This window comes from Bifidobacterium sp. ESL0819, from assembly GCF_052606245.1.
Genome location: NZ_CP199587.1, coordinates 61,674 through 86,207, shown reverse-complemented (window position 1 = coordinate 86,207; position 24,534 = coordinate 61,674). Strand labels below are relative to the sequence as shown.

Annotated in this window: 20 protein-coding genes and 1 tRNA gene; 14 read left to right on the top strand and 7 right to left on the bottom strand. The window is 58.3% G+C overall.

Features of this window, described 5'->3' with window-relative positions:
- Window positions 1–54: 54 nt before the first annotated feature.
- Together ACUIAD_RS00360 and ettA are read right to left on the bottom strand one after the other, a co-directional pair.
- Window positions 55–960 carry an acyl-CoA thioesterase gene (locus ACUIAD_RS00360; protein ID WP_445343324.1) on the bottom strand — a complete coding sequence of 302 codons (906 nt, stop codon included), beginning with the start codon at window positions 958–960 and terminating at the stop codon, window positions 55–57.
- Between the two features lie 37 nt (window positions 961–997).
- Window positions 998–2,674 (bottom strand): energy-dependent translational throttle protein EttA, encoded by a 1,677-nt coding sequence (gene ettA, locus ACUIAD_RS00355; RefSeq protein WP_445343323.1) that lies wholly within the window; start codon window positions 2,672–2,674, stop codon window positions 998–1,000.
- 304 nt (window positions 2,675–2,978) lie between these two features.
- Here ettA and ACUIAD_RS00350 point away from each other — a divergent pair, with 304 nt between their 5' ends.
- The 4 genes from ACUIAD_RS00350 to ACUIAD_RS00335 all read left to right on the top strand — a co-directional run bounded on the left by ACUIAD_RS00350 (window position 2,979) and on the right by ACUIAD_RS00335 (window position 7,953).
- Window positions 2,979–3,605 (top strand): ECF transporter S component, encoded by a 627-nt coding sequence (locus ACUIAD_RS00350; RefSeq protein WP_110452483.1) that lies wholly within the window; start codon window positions 2,979–2,981, stop codon window positions 3,603–3,605.
- 88 nt (window positions 3,606–3,693) lie between these two features.
- Window positions 3,694–5,322, top strand: a complete 1,629-nt coding sequence (locus ACUIAD_RS00345; protein WP_445343322.1) for a peptide ABC transporter substrate-binding protein — start codon at window positions 3,694–3,696, stop codon at window positions 5,320–5,322.
- Window positions 5,323–5,392: 70 nt separating this feature from the next.
- Window positions 5,393–5,469, top strand: a tRNA-Ile gene (locus tag ACUIAD_RS00340).
- Window positions 5,470–6,048: 579 nt separating this feature from the next.
- Complete coding sequence (locus ACUIAD_RS00335) at window positions 6,049–7,953, top strand: InlB B-repeat-containing protein (RefSeq protein WP_445343321.1); 1,905 nt, start codon at window positions 6,049–6,051, stop codon at window positions 7,951–7,953.
- Between the two features lie 1,206 nt (window positions 7,954–9,159).
- Here the strand turns inward: ACUIAD_RS00335 and ACUIAD_RS00330 are convergent.
- Both ACUIAD_RS00330 and ACUIAD_RS00325 read right to left on the bottom strand, forming a co-directional pair.
- Complete coding sequence (locus ACUIAD_RS00330; protein WP_445343320.1) at window positions 9,160–9,570, bottom strand: hypothetical protein; 411 nt, start codon at window positions 9,568–9,570, stop codon at window positions 9,160–9,162.
- A 99-nt stretch (window positions 9,571–9,669) separates the two neighbouring features.
- Window positions 9,670–9,885, bottom strand: a complete 216-nt coding sequence (locus ACUIAD_RS00325; protein ID WP_375315006.1) for a PAS domain-containing protein — start codon at window positions 9,883–9,885, stop codon at window positions 9,670–9,672.
- Between the two features lie 145 nt (window positions 9,886–10,030).
- Here ACUIAD_RS00325 and ACUIAD_RS00320 point away from each other — a divergent pair, with 145 nt between their 5' ends.
- Complete coding sequence (locus tag ACUIAD_RS00320) at window positions 10,031–11,242, top strand: MalY/PatB family protein (protein ID WP_445343836.1); 1,212 nt, start codon at window positions 10,031–10,033, stop codon at window positions 11,240–11,242.
- A 77-nt stretch (window positions 11,243–11,319) separates the two neighbouring features.
- Here the strand turns inward: ACUIAD_RS00320 and ACUIAD_RS00315 are convergent, their stop codons facing one another.
- Window positions 11,320–12,093, bottom strand: coding sequence for a (S)-acetoin forming diacetyl reductase (locus tag ACUIAD_RS00315; RefSeq protein WP_445343319.1), 774 nt, complete (start codon window positions 12,091–12,093; stop codon window positions 11,320–11,322).
- 206 nt (window positions 12,094–12,299) lie between these two features.
- Here ACUIAD_RS00315 and rpmE point away from each other — a divergent pair, with 206 nt between their 5' ends.
- The 8 genes from rpmE (at window position 12,300) to ACUIAD_RS00275 (ending at window position 20,566) form a co-directional block, all read left to right on the top strand.
- Entirely contained in the window at window positions 12,300–12,512 is a 213-nt protein-coding gene (gene rpmE, locus ACUIAD_RS00310) for a 50S ribosomal protein L31 (protein ID WP_015022244.1), read from the top strand.
- A 103-nt stretch (window positions 12,513–12,615) separates the two neighbouring features.
- Window positions 12,616–13,704: a peptide chain release factor 1 gene (prfA, locus tag ACUIAD_RS00305; protein ID WP_445343318.1), complete on the top strand. Its 1,089-nt coding sequence runs from the start codon at window positions 12,616–12,618 to the stop codon at window positions 13,702–13,704.
- Window positions 13,701–14,651 (top strand): peptide chain release factor N(5)-glutamine methyltransferase, encoded by a 951-nt coding sequence (prmC, locus tag ACUIAD_RS00300; protein WP_445343316.1) that lies wholly within the window; start codon window positions 13,701–13,703, stop codon window positions 14,649–14,651. The genes prfA and prmC overlap by 4 nt, the downstream gene beginning before the upstream one ends.
- 109 nt (window positions 14,652–14,760) lie before the next feature.
- On the top strand, window positions 14,761–15,420 hold the full coding sequence (locus ACUIAD_RS00295; RefSeq protein WP_181414489.1) for an L-threonylcarbamoyladenylate synthase: 660 nt from the start codon (window positions 14,761–14,763) through the stop codon (window positions 15,418–15,420).
- A complete protein-coding gene (locus ACUIAD_RS00290) occupies window positions 15,417–16,610 on the top strand; it encodes an MraY family glycosyltransferase (protein WP_110452473.1) in 1,194 nt (397 codons plus the stop codon). Before ACUIAD_RS00295 ends, ACUIAD_RS00290 begins: the two co-directional genes overlap by 4 nt.
- Window positions 16,611–16,676: 66 nt before the next feature.
- Window positions 16,677–18,224, top strand: a complete 1,548-nt coding sequence (gene guaB / locus ACUIAD_RS00285) for an IMP dehydrogenase (protein WP_110452472.1) — start codon at window positions 16,677–16,679, stop codon at window positions 18,222–18,224.
- Between the two features lie 193 nt (window positions 18,225–18,417).
- Entirely contained in the window at window positions 18,418–19,119 is a 702-nt protein-coding gene (orn, locus tag ACUIAD_RS00280) for an oligoribonuclease (RefSeq protein ID WP_445343315.1), read from the top strand.
- Window positions 19,120–19,159: 40 nt separating this feature from the next.
- Window positions 19,160–20,566: a PIF1 family DEAD/DEAH box helicase gene (locus tag ACUIAD_RS00275; RefSeq protein WP_110452471.1), complete on the top strand. Its 1,407-nt coding sequence runs from the start codon at window positions 19,160–19,162 to the stop codon at window positions 20,564–20,566.
- Between the two features lie 52 nt (window positions 20,567–20,618).
- Here ACUIAD_RS00275 and ACUIAD_RS00270 read toward each other — a convergent pair whose 3' ends face one another.
- Window positions 20,619–21,101, bottom strand: coding sequence for a GNAT family N-acetyltransferase (locus tag ACUIAD_RS00270; protein WP_445343314.1), 483 nt, complete (start codon window positions 21,099–21,101; stop codon window positions 20,619–20,621).
- A gap of 221 nt (window positions 21,102–21,322) precedes the next feature.
- Between ACUIAD_RS00270 and ACUIAD_RS00265 the strand changes: the two genes are divergently transcribed.
- The gene (locus ACUIAD_RS00265; protein ID WP_445343313.1) at window positions 21,323–23,137 is read left to right on the top strand and encodes a proline--tRNA ligase; all 1,815 of its coding nucleotides are present in this window, start codon (window positions 21,323–21,325) and stop codon (window positions 23,135–23,137) included.
- A gap of 129 nt (window positions 23,138–23,266) precedes the next feature.
- Here ACUIAD_RS00265 and ACUIAD_RS00260 read toward each other — a convergent pair whose 3' ends face one another.
- Window positions 23,267–24,121: an exodeoxyribonuclease III gene (locus ACUIAD_RS00260; protein WP_445343312.1), complete on the bottom strand. Its 855-nt coding sequence runs from the start codon at window positions 24,119–24,121 to the stop codon at window positions 23,267–23,269.
- Window positions 24,122–24,534: the final 413 nt, after the last annotated feature.

Here is a 24,534-nt window from a genome sequence, read left to right as displayed (position 1 = left end):
CGCTGAAGCTTTTACCTGTTGCTGCGGCAAAAGCTTCAGCCAGGGATCAGTAGATCAGTCCCTAGGCACCCTGATCATGGCTTCCTGAACCATGAAGGCCGCTAGATCACCCTGACGGGTGTAGACCTTGGCTATGCACAGGCTGCGGCCGTGGGCGGCCACAGGGGACTCCTGAATGAAGCAGTGCCAGTCACAAGGGTCCAGATCCTGATACCACCACATAGCATGGTCGATGGAGGCGAAGGAAATCCCCGGAGTGGTCATGCTCAGCCCAGCACGACGCAGGGCGGGTTCCATCATGATCTGATCGCATTCCATGGCCAGCAGGGCCCGGCGCATCAGCGGGTCCAGGTCGGCTTTTCCCTGGGTGCGGCTCCAAACGGCCTGGCGACTTCTGCCGTCATCCCCGGAATCACTGTTTTCTGCATCGTCCAACAGGACCGTACCGCCCACATGACGGAGGTCGAAGGGGCTCTGATGAGCATAGTAGTCAGCGAAGGGGGACTGGTCGGCATAGGGTTCCATCTGTTCCCGGGAGCCAGGCAGATCCTCCGGATCTGGCAGACCGGTCGGCATGGGATCGCCATAGTGGATACCCTCCTGGCCGACCTGCTGATAGGAGAGGAGGGCGTCCAGGATGGTCCGCTCCCCCTGACGCAGATCAACTCGCCTGGAGGAGAAGGAGTGCCCGTCGCGAATGGTCTCAACTTCCGCTTGGATGTCCTGCTTCAGGAGTCCCGTACGCAGGTAATAGGCATGCATCGAGTGGGGCAGTCGACCTCCGGGCACAGTCCGTCCGCCGGCCATGATGGCCTGGCCCAGCAGCTGGCCCCCGTAGAGGCGACCAGTGGGAAAGTCCAGCGATTCGCCCCGAAAGCGGGAACGGCCATCGACAGGCTGCTGTTCTTGTACATCCAGAGCAGCGATGGCTCGGACCAGTGATTCATCTGCCGTGCTCATACTTCTCCTTGGCCCTCCCTCTCTTGTGATGTCTTGCTCAGCGGGTCAACTTGCGGTGGATGCGGTGGGGTCTGGAGGCCTCCTCACCCAGACGCTTGACCTTGTTCTCTTGATATGCCTGGAAGTTGCCCTCGAACCAGTACCAGGAGGCCGGGTTTTCGTCTGTGCCTTCCCAGGCCAGGATATGGGTGGCGATCCTGTCCAGGAACCAGCGGTCGTGCGAGATGACCACAGCGCAGCCGGGGAAGGCCAGCAGGGCGTTTTCCAGACTTTCCAGGGTCTCCACATCCAAGTCGTTGGTTGGCTCGTCCAGCAGAAGGAGGTTGCCGCCCTGCTTGAGAGTGAGTGCCAGGTTCAGTCTGTTGCGCTCGCCGCCGGAGAGGACACCGGCCGGTTTCTGCTGATCCGAGCCTTTGAAGCCGAAGGATGCCACGTAGGCGCGGGTGGGCACCTCGACGCCGCCGACCTCAATGAAGTCCAGCCCCCCGGATACCACCTCCCAGAGGTTCTTGTTGGGATCGATGCCCTCGCGGTTCTGATCCGCATAGGAGATCTTGACCGTGTCGCCGACCTCCAAGGAGCCCGATGTCAGCGGCTCCAGGCCCACGATGGTCTTGAAGAGCGTGGACTTGCCCACGCCATTGGGGCCGATGACGCCCACTATGCCGTTTCTGGGCAGAGTGAAGCTCAGATCGTCGATCAGAACGCGGTCGCCGAAGGCCTTATGGATGTGCTCGGCCTCCAACACCTTGGAGCCCAGACGGGGCCCCGGCGGAATCTGGATCTCGGAGAAGTCCAGCTTCTTGTTGTTCCGGGCCTCGTTCTCCATCTGCTCGTAACGCTCAAGACGGGCCTTGTTCTTGGCCTGACGGGCCTTGGGCGAGGAACGAACCCATTCCAGTTCGGTATTGAGCCGTTTGGCCAGCTTGGCATCCTTCTGCCCCTGGACCTCCAGACGCTTGGCCTTGGTCTCCAAGTATGTGGAGTAGTTGCCCTGGTAGGGGTAGAGGTGGCCGCGATCGACCTCGCAGATCCACTCAGCTACGTTGTCCAGGAAGTACCGGTCGTGGGTCACGGCCAGGACGGCGCCCTTGTAGGTGTGCAGGTACTGTTCCAGCCAGAGGATGGACTCGGCATCCAGGTGGTTGGTGGGCTCGTCCAACAGAAGCAGGTCAGGTGCTTCCAGCAGCAGGCGGCATAGAGCCACCCGGCGGCGCTCGCCTCCAGAGATGACCGAGACCGGGGCGTCCGGGTCGGGGCACTGCAGGGCATCCATGGCCTGATCCAGCTGGGAGTCAAGATCCCAGCCATTGGCGGCATCGATCTGCTCCTGAAGCTGGCCCATCTCGGTCATGAGAGCATCATAATCGGCGTTGGGGTCGGCCATCTGCTCGCCGATCTGATTGAATCGGTCCACCTTGCTCATGATGTCGCCGAAGGCCATACGAATATTCTCGCCCACGGTCTTGTCCTCGTCTAGGGGCGGCTCCTGCTGGAGAATGCCTACCGTATAGCCGGGGGTGAGCTGTGCTTCGCCGTTGCTGACCGTGTCCAGGCCGGCCATGATCCGCAGGAGGGTGGATTTGCCCATGCCATTGGGGCCCACCACGCCAATCTTGGCGCCGGGCAGGAAACTCAGGGTTACATCGTCCAGGATGACGCGGTCGCCGAAGGACTTGCGCGCCTTGATCATCTGATAAATGAATTCGGCCAAGAAGCTACCTCACAGTACCATAGAGAGACAGTGCAAACTGCATTCATGGTAGTGGGAACTTCTGACTTATGCGCCGGGCTGATAAGCAAGGTGGAGTGGGCGGATGGCCGCTTATAAACAAGACCTATGACCCGGCCCTGGTTCTGCAGCTGTGGTCGGGGTAGCCTTGAGTCGACGTTCCCGCCCGGCATGCGCAGGTCAAGGAACGCCGGACGGGCCTTTGTCGGCATGGGCAGGCTGCGTCATATCGCTGTGCGCATGAGGAACGGGCCGTCCGCTCTATGACGGCCGTAAGGGAGTCTCAATGACGGCGAAACAGCAGCAGGGTCGGATTTCCGCAGCTCATCGGTTGCGCTGGAGACCGCTTGACATTGCGGTCGGCGCCGGACTGGGCGCGGTGTCAGGGCTGATCTACTGGTTGGCCAGCCTGCTCGCCTCGTGGATATTCCCGCTGATGACGGCCCTTCTTCCCGGTATGGCCGCCCTTTTGCATGGGATCTTCTATTTTCCCTGCACTCTGTCCCTGCTGATATTGCGCAAGCCTGGCGCGGCCGTCTATGTTGGCATCATCAGCGTCCTGGTCGAGATTTTGCCAGGCAACGCCTATAACGTGCCGATGATTTTTGTGGAGGCCATCGTCGAGGCCCTCTGCGCGGAGTTGGCCTTCGGAATATTCCGCTACCGCCGGTGGACCCTGGGAACTACCGTTCTGGGTGGAATTCTGATAGCGCTGGTGTATAACGCTTTTCTCCTGGCCTTCTACTATCAGGGGGTCTCCCTCCTCAGCCCGAGAGGGATCATCGGCACCATCTGCGAACTGATCAGCGGAGTGGTCCTGGCTGGACTGACCAGCTGGTTCCTCTTCCGGGCCATCGGCAGCACCGGTGCGCTGGATCGGCTGGCATCCGGGCGGGATGTCAGGCAGGTCTGAACATCGGCATCCTCGCCAAACCGACTGCATTGACTATAGGTTTGTTGTGCAGCTGTGACAGCCCGTACCGGGCAGGAAGGGTCCTCCTATGACCAAGCTTCGTTCCTACCTCGCAGCAGCGGTGTTGCCCCTTATCCTGGCAACGGGCGCTTGCGGCACCTCCCAGGCTTCCCACGAAGACAGAATCGACCCCCATGCTGCCATCAGCGTCAACAATGCCGAACCTGCGGCTCCTCTGATTCCCTCCAGCACCAACGACACCGCGGGCTGGAAGGTGGTGACCCAGCTATTCGATGGGTTGGTCACCTTCGACGCCAAAGGCGGGATGACCCTGGTCGAGGCCGAATCGATTACTCCCAATGAGGATGCAAGCCGGTACACGATCGTCCTCAAACCAGGACTCACGTTCAGCAATGGGGAGAAGATCACCGCCAAGACCTACGCGGATTCGTGGTCTTTTGCCGCGAATGCAGCCAATGGGCAGCTGGGGGCCTCGGCTTTTTCGACCATTGCCGGGTACGAGCAGGTGCAGGATGAGCATGGCGACCCCAAGACCCCTCTGTCTGGTCTTCGGGTGGTTGACGACCTGACTCTGGAGGTGACCATGAGCAAGCCGGATTCCTCCTTCCCCTACAAGGTGGGAGATGTAGCCTTCCTTCCCCTGCCCGCGTCCGCCTACAAGGACATCAAAGCCTTCGGCAAGAAACCGATCGGGAATGGGCCCTACCGCTTCAAATCATGGGTGCCCAATCAGGCAATCAGGCTGGAGAAGGATCCTGCATACAAAGGGCCGCGCAAGGTTCGGAACGGAAGCCTGGAGTTCAGGGACTACCAGAGCCTTGATGCCGCCTATGCTGATGTCGAAGCCGGCCACCTGGACGTGCTCGATACGGTTCCGGTCTCCCGCCTGAAAACCTTCCGTGCCGATTCGGACCTGCAGCCCCTGATCAAGCCGGGGCCGGCCTTCCGATCCCTGACCATCCCGCAAGGCTTGGAGCATTTCCAGGGGCAGGAAGGCGCCCTTCGCCGGGCGGCCCTGTCATATGCCCTGGATCGCGCGGAAATAGCAGACAAGGTCTTCGCCGGTTCGGTGACACCGGCTACTGATTTTCTTGCCCCCACCATCAAGGGGAATGCCGCCGGCCTCAAAGGCAATGAGGTGCTGAGCCACGATCCGGACCAGGCTCGTAAACTTTGGAAGGAGGCTGACGCCATATCTTCCTGGAAGGGCACGCTTCGCATCGCGTACAGCGCCGACGGGACCGACAAGGACTGGGTAGATGCGGTTCTGCATGAGTACGCCCAGGTTCTGGGGATCAAGACGGAACCGAATATCTTCCCGACCGGCAAGGAATTCAATACGGCGGTTCATAACCGTCAGATCAACAGCATTTTCAATTCGGGCATCACCTCGGACTATCCCCATCCCGAGGGCTACTTGGTTCAGGGTTATGCCTCCAGCCAGGCTGATGGCAAGGGGCTGAACAACGGGGATTACAAAAGTGCAGAATATGATGCCATCCTCTCTCGAGCTGCCTCCAAGTCCGACCAGGACGAAGCCATGCAGGATTACCGCCAGGCCGAGGCTGTGCTCTTCAAGGATCTTCCAGTGCTGCCGCTCTGGTACAGGAAGGTCTCGGCAGTGGCCGGCAAACAGGTCCGCCAGGCTCCTTTCGGGTACATGGGTCTGCCTGTCTACAATCAGGTCGCCAAATAGGTTCGACAACCCGGATCTGGTTGATGACGAGTCGTTTTGATACCATGACTCTGGCCGGTACGATCGGCGTGGGGCCTTAGCTCAGTCGGTTAGAGCAAACGACTCATAATCGTTCGGTCCAGGGTTCAAGCCCCTGAGGCCCCACCAGACGAAACCCCTACGAGCACCAAGCCTGCAGGGGTTTTCTTATGCTTGCTGACATGGGGGCTTAGACTCAAAATGTATACTAAATGCATACTGTCCTGCATGGGGAAATAGATTGGCATCATCTTCACTGCCGACTTCGGTCGAGCGCTCGCACCACCTGTATGGGTGCCTTGCATTTGAGTGTGCAGGCATCCGCTCGATCTTCTTGTGCCGGGCTTCGAGGAGCTTACTGCCCTGCTGAGATTCGGCGGAGCGTCGAAGATCGCATCTTTACCTTGCTTGGGGAGTGTACGGATGCGCTGGTTGCGTTCCTGGCTGGTATCGCTATGCTGCTGCCGCCACGCTTTCGGACGGGTGGTCGCATCGTCGCGATCGCTGAAATCGGGCATATCTCAGAAGACATAATACACAGATCAGATGGGACCATAGCCACATGTAAGAATGAAAAAAATACTTACATGTTTCATGCCCGGAATGGCCCTTTTTTCATTGCGCTCTTGATGCATTCAGATAGAGTTGACTATTGAGCTTTGCAAAGCAGCAGAGCCCCTCCCATCCTAATAAAGGAGTTTTCTCGACATGAAGAGTGCGTATAAATACACCCGGCTAATACTTGCGCCCATATTGGCATTATCTTTATTGGCGATACCGTTTGCATCCTCTGCGTATCCTGCTCGCGCTGATGAAATCAGTCAACAAGATAACGCTGCGGAGGCAGACACGTTAGATACATTGTTTAGCAATAGCTATCAGGTGTTTAAGGACTTGCGAAATGAGAAAGGCATATACAGGGACAGCATATTACTTACTGATAGTCCGCCATATCATCCATCCTCCATCGCAGCCTCCGGCATCGGGCTCATGTCGGAAGCTATTGCTCACAAAAAAGGCTGGGAGCCTCAAGCTCTTTCCAATGTGAAAACGACGATCCGAACGATGACCGGGCTCACACCAGGATTCCACGCCGAGCGGACCACCAACGGGTATTTCCGTCATTTTATCAATTTGGAAGATGGCCATCGAGAATGGAATTCAGAGTTCAGCACCATTGACACAGCAATTTTTGTGACAGGGGCTCTATTCGCCGCCAACTACTTTAATGATCCAGAACTCAACACGATGGTCGCCAAACTGTATCATTCCATCGATTTCGGCGCAGCCATAGCAGACCCGAATACCGGCGGAATCTACATGATCATGAATGCGAACGGAACGGGGGACAGCAAAGCTGTAACGCTTCCTTACAATGAGTATATTATCGTGGCTTGGCTTGCCTATAACCAGAACATCGACAAGCCAGAAGGCAAGGCTGCTCAATTGTGGAAGAATAAATACGCCACTCCAGCCAACCTCCTCACCAAGGATTATCAGGGTCTCAAGCTTCTCACAGATGGCACCGATCACTACATGTCGTCATTCACGCTTCTGTTCCCGTACTACATGGTCAACATGTTCTCGAAGTCTGACGAATATAAGTCATATATGATCAATGCATGCAAAGCCGACAAGCTTTGGGCGGCAGATGAAGGCCTCGCTCCTTACGAGTGGGGCAATGGGGCCGGAACAGCACCAGCACCCGTGGGATACCATGCGGACTCGATTAACAACAATGAATTCAAGATTGTATCTCCTCAGATCATTTCAGGATTCCTTCCAATAAATCCGAGCGGCACTGAAGATCTTCTGAATTTATACAGACAGAACAAGGGCGTGTACAGCCTACAGTCGGATACGTCGAAAAAGATCCTTTGGCGGTATAGCTTAACGCAGCCTGACTGGCAGGCTGATTCGGTACAAGGCATCGATTACTCGACATTCCTGTTTGGACTTGCCAGTAGAGATACAGCACTCGGCACCGCATTCTTCCAAAAGAACAATGATTTCTATTCAACCGTGAATTTCAACCTCAACGGAGGCATAGGTAAAACACCGGTCGCGCAGAATCTCGTATCGGTAGATCTGGTGCGAGCACCAACAAACCCGACAAGACCTGGATATACCTTTGTCGGCTGGAACACCAAGGCAGACGCCAGCGGAGTATGGTGGGACTTCTCCAAAGACGCTCCAGGCGGCGAAGATATCACCTTGTTCGCGCAATGGCAGTCAGTCGGCACCCATACTGTCACATTCGATGTGAATGGGGGAAACAGTGCTGCCCCAGGCATGCAAAATGTTGCCCTAGGAAGCACCATACCGGAACCGAAAGAGCAACCCACGCGTCCTGGCTATACGTTTGCAGGTTGGAGCATCGAAAAGGATCCTCCACAGAAAGCATGGGATTTTACTACCGATACCATGCCGGACAACGATATCGTCCTGTACGCCATGTGGAAACCGGGAACCCTGCATAGCTCCGGTGCAAACTCGGGAGGTCTGCCTAACACCGGGCAAGACAGCGGCACGCTTGTTGTCACCGCTATTGGGCTCATGCTTGCTGGTGCCTCGCTTTTATCAATAAGACGAGCAATACTCAAGAATAGATAATAGCGACGATCCTCCATTCCCCGTTCTTACGGGGAATGGATTGCACGGCATCAGCCTAATCGGAGCATCGTCACACTGAGACTGACAGTCTTTAAGCGGTTGGTTTATTGAGCCTGTTGAGGATTTTTGACTTGTCTGTCCAGACCGACGGCGTGTTGGAGATGGCGAGTACCCAGTCGAAGGACCATGGTGTTGACGGCCTTTCGAGCCGGGCGGTCCTGTTGTCGATGTCGACCGCCGCATTGCGGGCGAATTCCTGATTTTATAGGGACACTTCCATGAGAAAATCATCATTCTGTGAGTCCGGTGTGCTCGGCGTTGCCGAGGATGGCCTTGGTATGGCTGAGAATCTCCTGCCAGCCCCAAAGGCAGAGGCACAGGGACAGTCGGGGTGCGTGTGCGACAGGATATCCCGGTGCGGGAACACGTTCGCCCCATAAACCATAAGACTCATAATGTTCGGTCCCGAATTCAAGTCCTTGAAAGTTCCGCAGAGCAAGCATTGGGAAGCTTCGACAAGTTTTCAGTGACTTTAGTGGGACGAATTGGAGGATCATTATCTATTGATCTTGCAGTCAATGGGGTAGCATATCCCAACACTGGTTTTCGTCTCCAATGACTGCCAACGGAATGAATAAGGTTTTATACTCAGAATTTTCTTGATAAGCTCAGTAGAAGGACCAGCCCCGGCTATTGCCGGGGCCGTCCTTTCGCCGCCTAGCTCTAGCATCCACGATCCGCCGATGCAAATATGTATGGCTTCACATGCAAGCCGGGGGAAAAGAGCTAGGCGCGTTTTTTATGTCGGATCATAGAGCATTTGCGGGCGTGCACCTAGGCTTGAATGCCAGCAGACGTACATACTGGCAGCCATAAGATCTACGCACAGTACAATGATCCGGAAGCGATTCCGTAGAACCGCTAAGTATGCGAATTTATCGGTGAAGAGAATACGAAACATGCTCGAAAAAGAGTCGTAGATATATATCGGGAAACTATACGCATGTACATCTCCTCTGGAACTGAAAACAGCTTAGCTCCTGTAGGTCCTTCATGTATACGTCCCCCGTATATCTACTATTAATCATACACCCTAGAGGGGGTGTGTCAACGCTGAATAGGACGAGCCGAAGTGCTCTGATCGAGGGCCCGAAGCAGCATTGCGGGTCGTGTGCAAATAGCGGCAGGTGCTGGGGGAGGAGACCCCTAGAGCCCTGGCAGCCGTGTCCACTGCGCCCTTAATGAGAGAGACTCCGAGCCCTCCAGGCGAGTGATCAGCTGCAGCCGCTCCTGTCGACTCATTCTTGTCGGAGGAACACCCAGCTCAGCGGTGAAGTCAGCGATGGTATGTGTAACCAGTTCGTCTGTGTTCACTGAGAGCGCCTCATGAGTCGATTGGTCGGCCCCGATCCCGGCATTTGGATGGACGGCACTGGAATTCCGTTTGGCCTGGACGCGTTGGGTGTCCGATTCCTCTGGCGGGGTCTCCATGTCCATAAGATTCACGGCTGATCCGGTCAGTCCTAGTGCATCCAGATAGGCGCCTGCCCGCCTTGGCTGCTGGCTGGCCCGCTGGAAGGCGGAGTTATCGGTGTTGATGCAGAGAAAGCAGATCACCCGTCCTTTTGCATTCCGCAGGAAAAGGTAGAGGAGGCCATGGGGCGTCCTTGGATGGCGTAGCCAGTGTAATGGGTCAGATAGTCACGCTGGTCGTCTTCATGGTTCCGTCAGATGCGCAGGAACAGGTCGGTGGCGGGACTGCCTTATGGTGCGTCCGCTCAAGTGGCCGCTGGCGATGGCGACCATCGGATGCGAGACATCCTTGGCATTCTGAAGAACCATTTTCGTGTCAGGCCCAAGGATTTCGCATAGGAAGTCCGCCAGCTGGGCGAAAGGCCGTAGAGAAGATGAAACTGGCTTCGACTCTTTCATCATGCTGAGCACCCTCATAAGCTGGCTCAAGGCAGATAGCGCCATCGTCGTTTTGCCGTTGGAGCCGAACACTCAGAACCAGACCACAGCTGTAAACTGGCGGAAGGTCGCTGTGAGCGGATCAGCACGGGATGAGAGGTTGACTATGACTTACGATTTCACCAGCATCATGGATAGGCACGGCAAGGACGCCATTGCTGTTGACGGCCTGGGCGCCGAGCCTGGATTCGCCCCCGACCCTCCCAAGGAAGGCTACGACGTCATCCCCATGTGGGTGGCCGATATGAATTTCCCTACGGTGCCGACCATACCCGAGGCCATCATCGAACGAGCCAAGCATCCGGCTTTCGGCTATTTCGATCCCTCTGATGAGTACTACGATGCAATTATCGACTGGCAGCGCATCCGCAATGGTGTGGAGGGTCTGACGGCAGAGGACATCGGCTATGAGAATGGGGTTCTGGGCGGGGTGGTCTCCACCCTGACTGCCTTTGCGGCTCCCGGTGATGCGGTTTTGCTTCACAGCCCGACCTATGTCGGCTTTACATCCTGCATCGAGAACAATGGCTACCACATTGTGCACAGCCCGTTGAAAAAGGATCAGCAGGGTATTTGGCGCATGGATTTCGAGGACATGGACCGCAAGCTCAAGGAGAACAGCATCCATGTCGCTGTCTTCTGCAGCCCGCACAACCCCTGCGGCCGCGTCTGGGAGAGGTGGGAGATCGAGAAGGCCATGGAGGTCTATAAGGAGAACGACTGCGTAGTCATCTCCGACGAGATATGGTCAGACCTGATCCTGGCAGGCAACAAGCACATTCCCACCCAGTCGGTCAGCGAGGATGCACGGAACAGAACGGCTGCCTTCTATGCGCCCAGCAAGACCTTCAACCTGGCCGGGCTGGTCGGCTCCTACCACATCATCTATAACAAGTACCTGCGCGACAGGATCGTGGCTAAGGGGTCAAAGGCCCACTACAACGACATGAACGTGCTGTCCATGCATGCGCTGATCGGAGCCTACAAGCCCCAGGGCCAGGAATGGGTGGATGAACTCCGGCAGGTCCTGACCGGAAATGTGGACTATGCCTTCGACTACATCCGGCAGCATTTCAGGGGAGTCGAGCTCTCCAAGCCGCAGGGCACCTACATGCTCTTCCTTGATTGCACGCAATGGTGCAAGGACCACGATCTGAGCCTGGACCAGCTGCTCAAGCGTGCCTGGGATGTGGGCGTGGCCGTTCAGGATGGGCGGCAGTTCAAGGCTCCCTGTGCCATCCGAATGAATCTGGCGCTGCCTTTGAGCCGGGTCCAGGAAGCGATGGGCCGTTTGGACAGGTACGTCTTCAACGCCTGAATGATCATGGGCCCTCGCCGTCGGGCGGAACCTATAGGCGGGGGTCCATCATATGCGGCCGAATTCCTATCAGAGGCTCACTGGAACTGCATGCCGCCGTCCACGATCAGGGTCTGGCCGGTTACGTAGTCAGAGTCGTGTCCAGCTAGAAAGGCTACGGCATTGGCCACGTCTTCCGGCTCGGAAAGCCGTCCTAAGGCGATGCCGTCAGAGAAGGTGGACATGCCCCACTCGTCGTCCTTTCCGGCGTTGACCCCCACCTGATGAGCGATGTCCATCATCATGGGCGTCTTGACGATGCCGGGGGCGTAGGCGTTGGCGGTGATGCCCTCCTTGGCCAGATCGCGTGCAGCCACCTGAGTCAGGCCTCGAATGGCGAACTTAGTGGAGGAATAGAGCATCAAATTGGGGTTGCCCACCACCCCTGCCTGGCTGGTGGCGTTGATGATCTTGCCCCCGTGGCCTCGATCACGGAAGGCCTGAATGGCGGCCTGCATCCCCCAGATGGTTCCTGCCACGTTGACGTGGTAGACCTTGTCGAACAATTCCGGAGTGATGGACTCGATAGGGGTGGTCGGCCCCAAGCCAGCGTTGTTCACGATCACATTGAAGTCGCCCAGCTTTGTGACCGTCTTCTCGACGGCGGAGCGCACCTGGACGCGATCGGTCACGTCCAGGGTGACTGCCATGGCCCGTCCGTCTGATTGATTGATGGAGTCGGCCACCGCCTGGGCCTTGTCTGTATTCATGTCCGCCACGGCCACGGCGAACCCGTCCTTGGCCAGCCGGCGGGCAATAGCCTCGCCGATCCCTTGAGCCGCACCCGTAACGAACGCCACTTCCTGCCGCATTGCTGCCCTCCTTTGTTGCCTTGCCGGGCCGATCAGTCCGACTGTTCGATTCTAAAGGAAGCCCGACCAGCCACCCGGTTGAAGGATTCGGCGTGTGGCGCAAGGGTGCGGTAATCTCCCCGGGTTGCGCTAGACTATTACGCGGTTGCCGGTTCACGTCCGCCATAGGGGCGGTCGACCCGGGGCCCTTGACTCTAGGAGTAACCATGAAGCAGGGAATTCATCCCGATTATCATCCCGTTGAGGTCACGTGCTCGTGCGGCAATACCTTCATCACCCGTTCGACCGCTCCCGGCGATCATATGACGGTTGATGTCTGCTCGCACTGCCACCCCTTCTACACCGGCAAGCAGAAGATTCTGGACACCGGTGGTCGCGTGGCTCGGTTCGAAGCCCGTTACGGCAAGAGAACCAAGTAGCACTTTCAACGCCAGTCCCTTCCGGGTCGCTCTGCTATGCCCGGCGGGGACTGGCGTTTTTTATGACTTGAACCATGTGGATGAGCGGACGGGAAGGGTGTAGATGAGCGAGGAGCAGTTTCCGGCGGCGGTGGCTGCCGTCGAGGAGTACGATCGCTTGGAAAAGCAGATGAGTCAGCCCGAAACGGCTTCAGATCCAGCGCAGATCCGCAAATTGGGCCGAAGACATGCTGAGCTCGCTCCCATCGTTGAAGCCTACCGGGCCTATCAAAGCGCCTTGGAGGACAGCCAGGCGGCAGAACAGATGGCAGGTGAGGATCCCGACTTCGCAGAAGAGGCCAAGGCCATGGCTGATCGCATACCGGATCTGGAACAGACCCTGCGCACCGCTCTTATTCCGCGTGACCCCGATGATGGCCGCGATACGATCATGGAGATCAAGGCTGGCAGCGGCGGCGAGGAGGCGGCCCTCTTCGCTGGCGATCTGATGCGTATGTATATGCGTTATGCCGAAAAACGCGGTTGGACCACCGAGATCATGAGTGAGAACCGCACTCAGCTGGGCGGAGTCAAGGATGCTCAGCTGGCCATTCGCGCTCGCGGACAGGTGGCTCCGGCCGATGGCGTTTGGGCTTCGCTCAAGTACGAGGGCGGCGTGCATCGGGTTCAGCGCATTCCCGTTACCGAGTCCCAGGGCCGCATTCAGACTTCAGCCGCTGGGGTCATTGTCTTTCCAGAGGCCGACGAGGACGACGACGAGATCGAGATTGACCCCAAGGACCTCAAGGTTGACATCTTTATGAGCTCCGGCCCTGGAGGACAGTCCGTCAACACCACTTACTCGGCTGTGCGCATGACCCATATTCCCACCGGCATCGTGGTCTCCATGCAGGATGAGAAATCCCAGATACAGAATCGTCAGGCCGCCCTGAGGGTGCTCAAGTCCCGTCTGCTGGCCATGAAGCACGAAGAGGAGGCCGCCCAGGCCGCAGACATGCGCCATTCCCAGGTTCGCTCTCTGGATCGGTCCGAGCGTATCAGGACCTACAACTTCCCCGAGAGCCGGATTGTGGATCACCGTACCGGCTACAAGGCCTACAACCTGGAACAGGTGCTGGACGGCGATCTGCAGGCCGTCATCGACTCTGACATTCAAGCGGATGAGGCCCGCAGGATGGCTTCGCAGGAGTGAATCAACAGGGGCGTGAGACCAGTCTGGCCGAGCTGGTTGATAGGGGCCATCGCCTGCTGACCCAGGCAGGTGTGTCTACTCCGCTCAATGATGCAAGGCTGATCCTGGCCGAAGCCCTTGGGTGCGATCTTCACCAGCTGGATCAGTCTCTGCTCTTGGACCGTACGGTAGAGGAATTGCTGACAAAAGGTGCTGGTCGCATATGCGCTGATGGTTCCCGGTCGGTGGCCCTGGATCGTTATTGGTCCTATCTGCAACGGCGTGCCGGACGCGAACCCCTGCAATATATTCTTGGTCATGCCTACTTCCGTTATTTGGATCTTCGTTTGGGGCCGGGTGTCTTTATTCCACGTCCTGAGACCGAAACGGTAGTCCAGGCGGGAGTGGATGCCTTGACTGGAGTGGATCATCCACTGGCAGTGGACCTGTGCTCTGGCAGCGGGGCCATCGGCCTGTCCCTGGCCACAGAGATTCCGGGGGTGCGGGTTCGGGCCGTGGAGATTGACAAGGAGGCATATCAGTGGGGAGTGTTAAACGCCACCGCTCAGGAGGCTGCTATCCGGGATGCTGGCTCCGACTATCATCTGCTGCTGGCTGATGCCACGGATTCTGCCACCCTGTCTGATTTGGATTCCCAAGTCGATCTAGTCATTAGCAACCCTCCCTACGTTCCCATGGATGCGACTCCCAGCCAGACCGAAGTGCGTGACTGGGATCCGGACCTGGCCCTCTATGGCGGTTCGCCTGACGGATGCCTCCTACCCTGCCGCATTCTGGACAGGGCCATGATTTTGCTGGCCCCCGGTGGTCTGCTGGTTATGGAACATGATGCCTCCCAGGGACCGGCCATGATCGCTGCCGCATTGGAGCGGGGGTACCTTGAGGCACGCACCCATCAGGATCTGGCTGGTCGAGACCGCTACCTGACAGCCCGGCGGCCAGCCTGAGTGGTCGTTGGTCTGCGGTTCCTTGCATCCTGGCGGCCTGCCGTGGTCCTGGGATAGATTAGTAGCTGGTCACATGAACATGTCCAACCGAGAGGTCGTGATGCAGGATATGAGCCGGGTGATGACCTATGACAGTCGGTCGCCGCAGTTGCTGGCCCAGGTAGTGGACGCCGGTGGACTCGCGGTCATTCCTACCGACACGGTTTATGGCATCGTCTGTGATCCATGCAACGACAAGGCCATCGATCGGCTCTTCCGGGCCAAGCATCGTCCCAGGACCAAGTCCATTCAGGTGCTTCTGAATGGGGTGAAGGCCATTGACCGGCTGGATCTTCGCCTGCCTGCACCTCTGGATCGCCTGGCCGATGCGCTGCTGCCGGGTCCTTTTTCGCCCATTGCCCTTGTAGGGAGGTCCTGTCCTCTGCGCACCCCTCGGATGGAGCCCAATGGCCCCACACAGGCCGTCAGAGTGCCTGACTCGTCTATCTGTCGGGCACTCCTGCAGGTGACTGGGGCCTTGGCCGCTTCCAGCGCCAATCGATCAGGCAATCCCAGCGTTGAGACTGTTCAACAGGCTAGAGCTGAACTGGGCGACAGCGTCGATCTCTACTTGGATGGGGGGCCGACTCCCGGCTCAGTGGCTAGCACGGTCGTGGCCGCCGACAAGGCTGATCCTGACGGAATACATGTGCTGCGGCAGGGCGTCATAGGCGAGGCGCGGGTCCGTGCTCTTCTGTCAGGCCGGTCAGGCGGAGGGGAGGGCCAGTGAGGGTTTATCTGTTCATTGCTGCCATCGCTGGTGGGGCCACCTGGCTGGTTATGCCCATGGTTCGTCATCTCGCTATCCGGGTCGGTGCCGTAGGTGCGGTCCGCCCTCGCGACGTTCATAAGGTGCCCACTGCCCGTATGGGCGGCTTGGGCATGCTGATCGGTTTTGCTGTGGCCATGTGTTTCGCTTCCCGCATTCCCTTCATCACCGGCCTTTTTCAGTCCGGCCATCAGGCCTGGGTCATTCTGGCCGGTGCCGTGGGTATCTGCCTGCTGGGCATGGCCGACGATCTCTGGGACTTGGACTGGATGCTCAAACTGGCTGGACAGCTGTTGATCTCGGTCTTCGTCTCCTGGGGCGGGATTCAGATCATCTCCCTGCCTCTGGGCTCCCTGGTGGCGGCCTCGCCCAGCCTGTCCATGGCCATCACAGCCTTCCTGATCGTGGCCTCAATTAATGCGGTCAACTTTGTTGATGGACTGGATGGTCTGGCGGCAGGCATCGTGGCCATCGGGGGCATCGCCTTCGCTATTTACTCCTATATCATCGCCCGCATATCGCCCGACTATGCATCCCTGGCCACGCTGATCGATGTGGCTATGGTGGGCATTTGCGTGGGATTTCTTCTTCACAACTGGCATCCGGCCAAGCTCTTCATGGGTGACTCCGGATCCATGCTGCTGGGATACCTGATTACCTGTGCCTCCATTGTGGTCACTGGCAGACTGGATCCTGCAACCATTCACGCCAGCATCTATCTGCCGGCCTTCATGCCCATTCTTCTGCCTATTTTGGTGCTTTTCCTGCCTGTTCTGGACATGTGCCTGGCTATTGTCCGACGGCTCAGCCACGGGCAATCGCCTATGCACCCCGACCGTATGCACCTGCACCACCGCATGCTGCGCATTGGTCACACGGTTAGGTCTGCGGTCCTTATTCTTTGGGGCTGGGCGGCGCTGATAGCCTTTGGCTCGCTCTTCATTCTCTTCTTCCCTCTGAGATATGTCCTGATCGGCCTGACCCTGGCCGCCATATTGCTGACTTTCGCCACCCTTTACCCTTACTACCGTCGCCGTCTTCCCGAAATCAGACGCGAGAACGCTATTCTGGCAGCCCAGGGATCACAGCATGCGGCCAGACCTCTCCGACATCGCAAGAGCCGCCGGGACGATAAGGACAAGGATGACTGATTCGTCGATTCACAGCTCATGGACACGGTGCTTGGAACAGTCAAGAAGCACTTGTAACATGGTTCTATGGCTAAGGAAAACCCACAAAGCGAATCTTCCTCCTACACTCAACTCCCTGACGCCTTCCAGAAAATAGGTCTGGCTTATGACGACGTCCTGCTGCTGCCCAACGAATCCGATGTCATCCCCTCCGAAGTAGATACCACCACTCGGCTGACTCGGAACATTACGATGAAGTCCCCGGTGCTTTCGGCTGCCATGGACACCGTCACCGAGGCTACTATGGCCGTCGCTATGGCCCGCAACGGCGGCATTGGCGTCCTTCACCGCAATCTCAGCATCGAGGATCAGGCCAACCAGGTCGACATCGTCAAGCGGTCCGAGTCCGGCATGATCTCCGACCCTCTGACCGTCACCCCAGATGCCACTCTGACCGACCTGGACAAGCTCTGCTCCACCTACAGGGTCTCCGGCCTGCCTGTAGTGGATCGTCGGCAGCAGTTGGTAGGCATCATCACCAACCGAGACATGCGCTTTGTCAATCCGGCTGACTTCGACCGGCTCAAGGTCAGCGACATCATGACCAAGGATCACCTGATCACCGGCCCGTCCGACATTACCAAGGAGGACGCCCACGAACTTCTGGCCAAGTACAAGGTGGAGAAGCTTCCCCTGGTCGATGACGAGGGCAAGCTGACCGGGCTGATCACCGTCAAGGACTTCGTCAAGACCGAGCAGTACCCCGAGGCCACCAAGGACGAGCGGGGTCGTCTTCGTGTGGCTGCAGCCGTGGGCTTCTTTGGTGACGCCTGGCAGCGCATCACTGCCCTGGCGGATGCCGGAGTCGACATTCTGGTCGTGGACACCGCGCATGGCCACGCCAAGCTCATGCTGGACATGATCCGTCGGATCAAGGCTGACCATGCCTTCGACCATGTGGATGTGATCGGCGGCAACGTGGCCACCCGCGAGGGCGCCCAGGCTCTGATCGATGCTGGCGTTGACGCGGTCAAGGTCGGCGTGGGCCCCGGTTCCATATGCACCACCCGTGTTGTTGCCGGTGTGGGCGTGCCCCAGCTGACTGCCGTCTACGATGCTGCGCTGGCCTGCCGACCTGCCGGGATCCCGCTGGTCGCCGATGGCGGAATCCATTACTCGGGAGACATCGCCAAGGCCATCGTGGCGGGCGCGGATTCGGTCATGCTGGGCGGTCTGCTGGCAGGCACTCAGGAGGCCCCTGGGGAGAAGGTCCTTCTGCACGGCAAGCAGTATAAGGTCTATCGGGGTATGGGATCGCTTGGCGCCATGGCCCCGCGTGGCAAGAAGAGCTACTCCAAGGACCGCTACTTCCAGGCCGATGTGACCAGCTCCGACAAGGTGGTGCCAGAGGGCGTCGAGGGCGAGGTGCCCTACCGCGGCCCGCTCAACTATGTGCTCTACGAGCTGGTCGGCGGCCTGCATCAGACCATGTTCTACACCGGTGCCCGCACCATCCCCGAGCTGCAGCGCAAGGGCAGGTTCATTCGGATCACCGATGCCGGTCTGCGCGAATCGCATCCCCATGACATCGTCATGACCAAGGAGGCCCCCAACTACTCAGGCTTCCATAACTAAGCCTGCTTAGGCAGGCGATCGGCGCAGGAACTCATCAGGACCTGCGCCGATTGCATATCTCATATCAGTCATGGACGGTCGGCTGTGCAGGCAAATTCTTCGCCCGTCATGTGCTGGCGGTATCTTGTAATGTTCCGTCCAAGGCGGCGGAAGGAGTGATCCGGTGAGCGACCCGGATCTGAAAGGCGTACAGATGAGCGATAAGAATGATCTGACCTTCACTGCGGAGGAATCCCGCATGATCTGGATAGACTGCGAGATGACCGGTCTGGATATCTTCCATGACGAATTGTGCGAGGTCTCCGTGGTGCCTACCGACTTCAACATGAAGGTCCTGGACAAGGGCATCGATCTGGTCATCAAGCCCTCCCAGGCGGCCCTGGATCATATGGGGGACTTCGTCAGGAAGATGCACACGTCCTCCGGCCTGATCGAGGAGATGAAGACTGGTCTGGACCTGGAAGAGGCCCAGCGTCAGGTGATCGAGTACGTCAAGCCCTTCCTGCCCAAGAGCGGCAAGGCCCATCTGGCTGGCAACTCCGTGGGTTCCGACAAGAAATTCCTGGATAAGTACATGCCTGATCTGATGGCTCTGCTGCATTACCGGGTCATCGATGTGAGCACCCTCAAGGAGCTGTCCCGCCGCTGGTACCCGGACGTCTACAAGAACAAGCCGGCCAAGCATGGCGGCCACAGGGCTCTGGCCGACATCATCGAGTCCATGGACGAGCTGCGCTACTACCGCTCCATGTTCTTCGCTCCGGCTCCCGGACCCGACCGAGCCCAGTCCCGGGCCGGGGCGGAACGGATTGAGCAAAGCAGCCTTCTGCGTAACTACGAAGAGTCCGGCAATCCGGTAGAGGATGCCAACAAGCCGGAGAAGACCGACTACTGACAGTCGTGGCCATGTACCTCTGGCGTGGCACCATGGAGGCATGCAGCAATCCGAAGCCTTGACCATATTGAGTGCGGGGGCCAATGCCTTCATCACAGGTGCTCCCGGGTCAGGCAAGACCTTTGTGCTCAACGAGTTCGTCCATCAGGCTCGGCAGGCCGGAGCGGTTGTGGCTGTGACCGCTTCGACTGGCATCGCCGCCACGCACATCAACGGTCAGACCATCCACTCATGGAGCGGCGTGGGAATCGCCACCTGTATGACCGAATCGCTCGTGAAGCGGATCAAGACCCGTCGTCGCAGGCAGATTGAGGGCACTGACATCCTGGTCATCGACGAAGTCTCTATGCTGCACGCCTGGCTCTTCGATATGGTGGACCAGGCCTGCCGAGCTGTTCGTCACAGTCCCGAACCTTTCGGAGGGATCCAGGTGGTCCTTTCCGGGGACTTCTTCCAGCTGCCGCCGGTGACTCGGTCCAACCGAGCTGCAGGGATACTGCCCAGCCCCGAATACCAAGCAGCCCGTGAACGCTACGCTCAGGCCGGCAAGAATCCGGACGGGTTCGTCACCGAATCACTGGTTTGGCAGGAGCTGGACCCGATCATCTGTTATCTGACCGAGCAGCACCGCCAGGATGACGGCCAGCTTTTAACCGTCCTGACCGATATCAGAGAGGGCGGCGTAACCCAGGAGGACCATGAGGTTCTGGCAGCCCGAGTCGGCGCAGTCCCCGCTCCCGGCCAGGTGGCAGTTCACCTCTTTCCGGTCAACAAACAGGCCGACACTCTCAACGACCAGCGCCTGGCATCCATCGACGAGAAGGCCCATCATTACCAGGCCACATCCCGAGGGGAGGCCAGACTGGTGGAGCGGCTGAAGAAGAACATGCTGGCCCCCGAGGATTTGGCTCTCAAGACCGGAGCGGCGGTTATGGCCCTGCGCAACGACCAGGATCATCAGTATGTCAACGGTTCCATCGGCACTGTCAGTGGATTCACCAGCTCAGCCAAGGGAGGGTGGCCGATCGTCGCCTTCCAGAACGGCAATGTGGTCACCATGAAGCCTGCCGCCTGGGAGACCATGGATGGAGACACGGTTCTGGCTGCCGTCAACCAGGTACCGTTGCGCTGCGCCTGGGGGATCACTATTCACAAGTCGCAGGGGATGACCCTGGATAGGGCAGTCATGGACCTGAGACGGACCTTCGCGCCAGGGATGGGCTACGTGGCCCTCTCCCGTGTGGAAAGTCTGGATGGGCTCTACCTGACCGGCATCAATGAGCATGCCTTCCTGGTCTCTCCCGATGCCGTCGTTCTGGATGCAGGCCTGAGGGCCGAGTCCAAGGCGGCCTGCGCCCGTCTGAAGGATGAAGGTCCTGAGTCCTTCACCAAGCGCGCCGTCGGTCAGGAACCAGAAGACGAATTCAGCCAGGATCAGCTTTTCTGAAGGGTCGCCTTTGCTGGTTTTGGCCCGGCAGTGAGCTCGAACAAGTGCTTGGTCATTCGGGTCGCTCAGGAAACCACGACAGGCGGACCATGTCTTTAAGAGTGATACCGTTCTCGACAATGGCCTGCTCGTAACGGTCTACAAAATAATCCCGCTCAATGCGGTCCATGCGGAATCCGCATGTCTGGTAAAAGCAAAGGGCTCCAAAACTGGTGGATCCGGTGCCGACTTCCAGTCTTCTCAGACCCAGCCTGACGGTCTCCATTTTGGCTCGGTCTATTAATCTGCTTCCGAGTCCTTGTCTGCGGTAAGCGCGGTCCACGCTGATATTGGCGATTTCCAAGGCGTCCGTATTCGCTCTGATAAGCAGCATGACACCGGCCAGAGCTTGTCCCACTCGAATTTCGTAGGCGCAGGAATGGGTGAAAACGTCATGGATCATCTCTGCTGAAGGGTCTGCCTCCAGGAGGAGTCCCATGTGCTCCGCGTCGAGGTTGGCAAAGGTCTGGATGGTTATATTCGGTTCTGATGACATAGGTGCCCGCCTTGTCGCCGTGAATCAGAAAGCCTGTGCAATATACAGCCACTATAACTTGGCTCTCGTTACGGTGAGGCGTAGGGATGGATAGATGCCAGGTTGCGGACTTGCCCATCTTCGCCGATATGCGACGCCTGGCTTCCGGATCGGTTTTTGCGAATTGTCATGTGGCATCTTCAGCGGCTGCTTGTCCCTTTGCGCGCATATCTTTGGGAGGTATGAGAACCAAAGCCATGCGCATGTCAACCCTCTTTCTGCGGACCCTCAGGGAGGATCCGGCCGACGCCGATGTGGACTCGGCCAAACTTCTGCAGCGGGCCGGATACGTCCGTAAGGTGGCCCCTGGCATTTTCACATGGCTGCCGCTGGGTCTGAAGGTTCTCGACAAGGTCGAGAGCGTAGTCCGAGAGGAGATTGACGGCATTGGCGCCCAGGAGGTTCACTTCCCGGCTCTGCTGCCTCGTGAGCCCTACGAAGCCACCCATCGCTGGGAGGAGTATGGTGAGAACCTCTTCCGCCTCCAGGATCGGCATGGTGCTGATTACCTGCTGGCTCCCACCCATGAGGAGATGTTCACCCTTCTGGTCAAGGACATGTACTCCTCATACAAGGACCTGCCGGTTGTTCTCTACCAGATCCAGACCAAGTACCGCGACGAGTTCCGTCCCCGCGCCGGGCTGATCAGGGGTCGCGAGTTCATTATGAAAGACGCTTATTCCTTTACTGTGGATGAGGAGGGGTTGAAGAAGGCCTACCAGGATGAGCGCGGCGCCTATGAACGAATCTTCAAGCGTCTGGGGGTCAATTACGTAATCGTCCATGCGGTCTCCGGGCCCATGGGAGGATCCGAATCCGAGGAGTTCCTGGCTCCGCTGCCCATAGGCGAAGACACCTTTGCCTTGGCGCCCTCGGGGAAGGCATGGAACGTAGAGGCGTTGACCACCCCGCGTCCCGACCCGGTCGACTATGCCAGGATTCCCGCCATGCAGGAGCTGGACACCCCCGACTCGACCACCATCGACACTCTGGTGGAGCGGTTCAACCGGCTGCATCCTCGTGAGGACGGCCGTGACTGGACCGCTGCTGATACTCTGAAGAACTTGATTGTGGCCGTCAAGCACCCTGCGGACGATGACCATCCCGAGGGCTGGCGGGAACTGGTGGCAGTCGGCCTGCCGGGTGACCGTCAGGTGGATATGAAACGGCTGGAAGCCCAGTTCGCCCCGGCCGAGGTCGAAGAAGCCAATGAGGCTGACCTGGCTTCCCACCCAGAATTGGTCAAAGGATACATTGGTCCCCGAGTGCTGGGGCCGCAGCGTTCGGACATCGAGTCCGCCGCCCATATCCGTTACTTCCTTGACGCGCATGTGGCCCCTGGTTCAGCCTGGGTGACCGGGGCTGATGCTCAAGGCGTGCACCTGGCCAATGCGGTCTATGGGCGTGACTTCCAAGCCGACGGAGTGGTGGAGGCCGCCGAGGTTCGTCACGGAGATATGAGTCCCGATGGTTCCGGGCCGCTCAGTTTTGAGCGTGGCGTGGAAATTGGCCAGGTCTTCCAGCTAGGGCTGAAATACTCTGACGCACTGGGACTGAAGGTCCTGGACAGCAACGGCAAGGCGGTTCCAGTCTGGATGGGCTGCTACGGCATCGGCATCTCTCGCGTGCTGGCCTGCATCGCTGAGATGCATCACGATGACAAGGGTCTGGCATGGCCCAAGGCTGTCGCTCCTGCTGTGGTCCATGTGGTGGCCACCGGCAAGAAGCAGGAGGCCTTCGATGCCGCCGAGAAGCTGGTCGCCGACCTGGAGGGCCGTGGCGTGGAGGTCATCTACGACGACCGTCCCAAGGTATCTCCCGGGGTCAAGTTCAAGGATGCCGAGCTGATCGGGGTGCCCCTGGTCGCCATTGCAGGTCGCGACACCATCGTCAACGGCACCATTGAGATTCGCAATCGCGACGGTTCAGGTGTGCAAGCAGTTCCGGCTGATCTGGCCGCTCAGGCGATCGTGGATCGAGCTGCAGCCCTGCAGTAAGTTAATGCCGCACTCATAGTTGCTTACCGCAACCAATATAGAAAGGTGGGACCTTGATTACGTCATGATGCACGCGACCAAGACCCCACCCTTTTGGTTGTATTGGGTTGGACTCAGGAATCTATCCGGTCAGATGCGCAGCAGAATGGGCAGGTGGTCCTGGCGTTCGCCGGTGTCCACGGGTTCGCTGGTGCTGACCTGGTCAGCAATCCGGTTGGATGTCAGCCAGTAGTCGATGCGCCAGCCGGAGTTGTTGATCTTGCTCTTTGGGGCCCTCTGGGCGAACCAGGTGTAGACGCTGCGATGGTCATCATAGAAGCCGGCGGCATCGCCATGGATCTTTCGGAAGGTGTCGGTGAAGCCTGCTTCCAGCAGAAGGCCGAACTTCTCACGCTCCTGATCGGTGAAGCCGGCGGAATGGTGGTTGGAGGCCGGGTTGGCGATGTCAATCTCCTCATGGGCCACGTTGAAGTCGCCGCATGCCAGGACCGGCTTGCGGGCATCCAGTTCCTGCAGGTAGCGGCGGTAGCAATCGTCCCAGACGCCGCGCGGCTTAAGCCTAACCAGTCCCGATCCTGAATTGGGGGTGTAGACCGTAGTCACGAAGCAGTCCGGGAACTCCAGTGTGAGCATGCGGCCCTCGTCGTCCATGGTGTCTGGAGCGCCGATGCGGGGTCGGGTCACGGTAGGCTCCGGCAGGCTCTTGCGGTAGAGCATGAGCGTGCCTGCATAGCCTGTGCGGGCCGGGGCCTCGGAGCGGCGGTCCACCTCCTGGTAATCGGGGAAATAGCGCATGAGCGCATTAAGGATGCTTGAGGATTTCTTCTGATCACCGTTGAGTTTGGTCTCCTGGATGGCTACGACATCAGGATCCAGATCTCGAATGGTCTCCACCACCTTCAGGGAGAGGACGCTGCGGCTGCTCTTGCCCAGCAGAGCGGCGTTGAGCGAATCGATATTCCAACTGACCAGCGTGTGAACCATGACTGCGGGTCCTTCCAAACCGTACCGATGTATCTGCTCTCACAGTTTAGCCCAGGACCAATGCTCGATGGCCCTGGGCAGTGAAAGGGGCATTTCGAATCCGGCTATGGATTCCGTTGACGTACTCTTCGTCGGCATGGCAAGCATCGATGATCATGCCTTCATCGAGATACGCCGAGTGAATGGCATCCTCGGACACTGCTCGCCCTGGAGTCTTCTTCCTCTCGCCGATCATTCGCCCAGCCTTTACATCTGCGCATGAGCCTCGACAAGAACATTCGCGCCTGGGCGACTGTTCGAGGAGAGCTGCGACTTCTCCTGTTAGGAAAGGAATTGCCTGAGTCCCTCGTTCTCTTTGCACAGGCCTTCGTTATTGATGTGCAGCAGCGTGTTTTTCCTGACAGATCGTGACC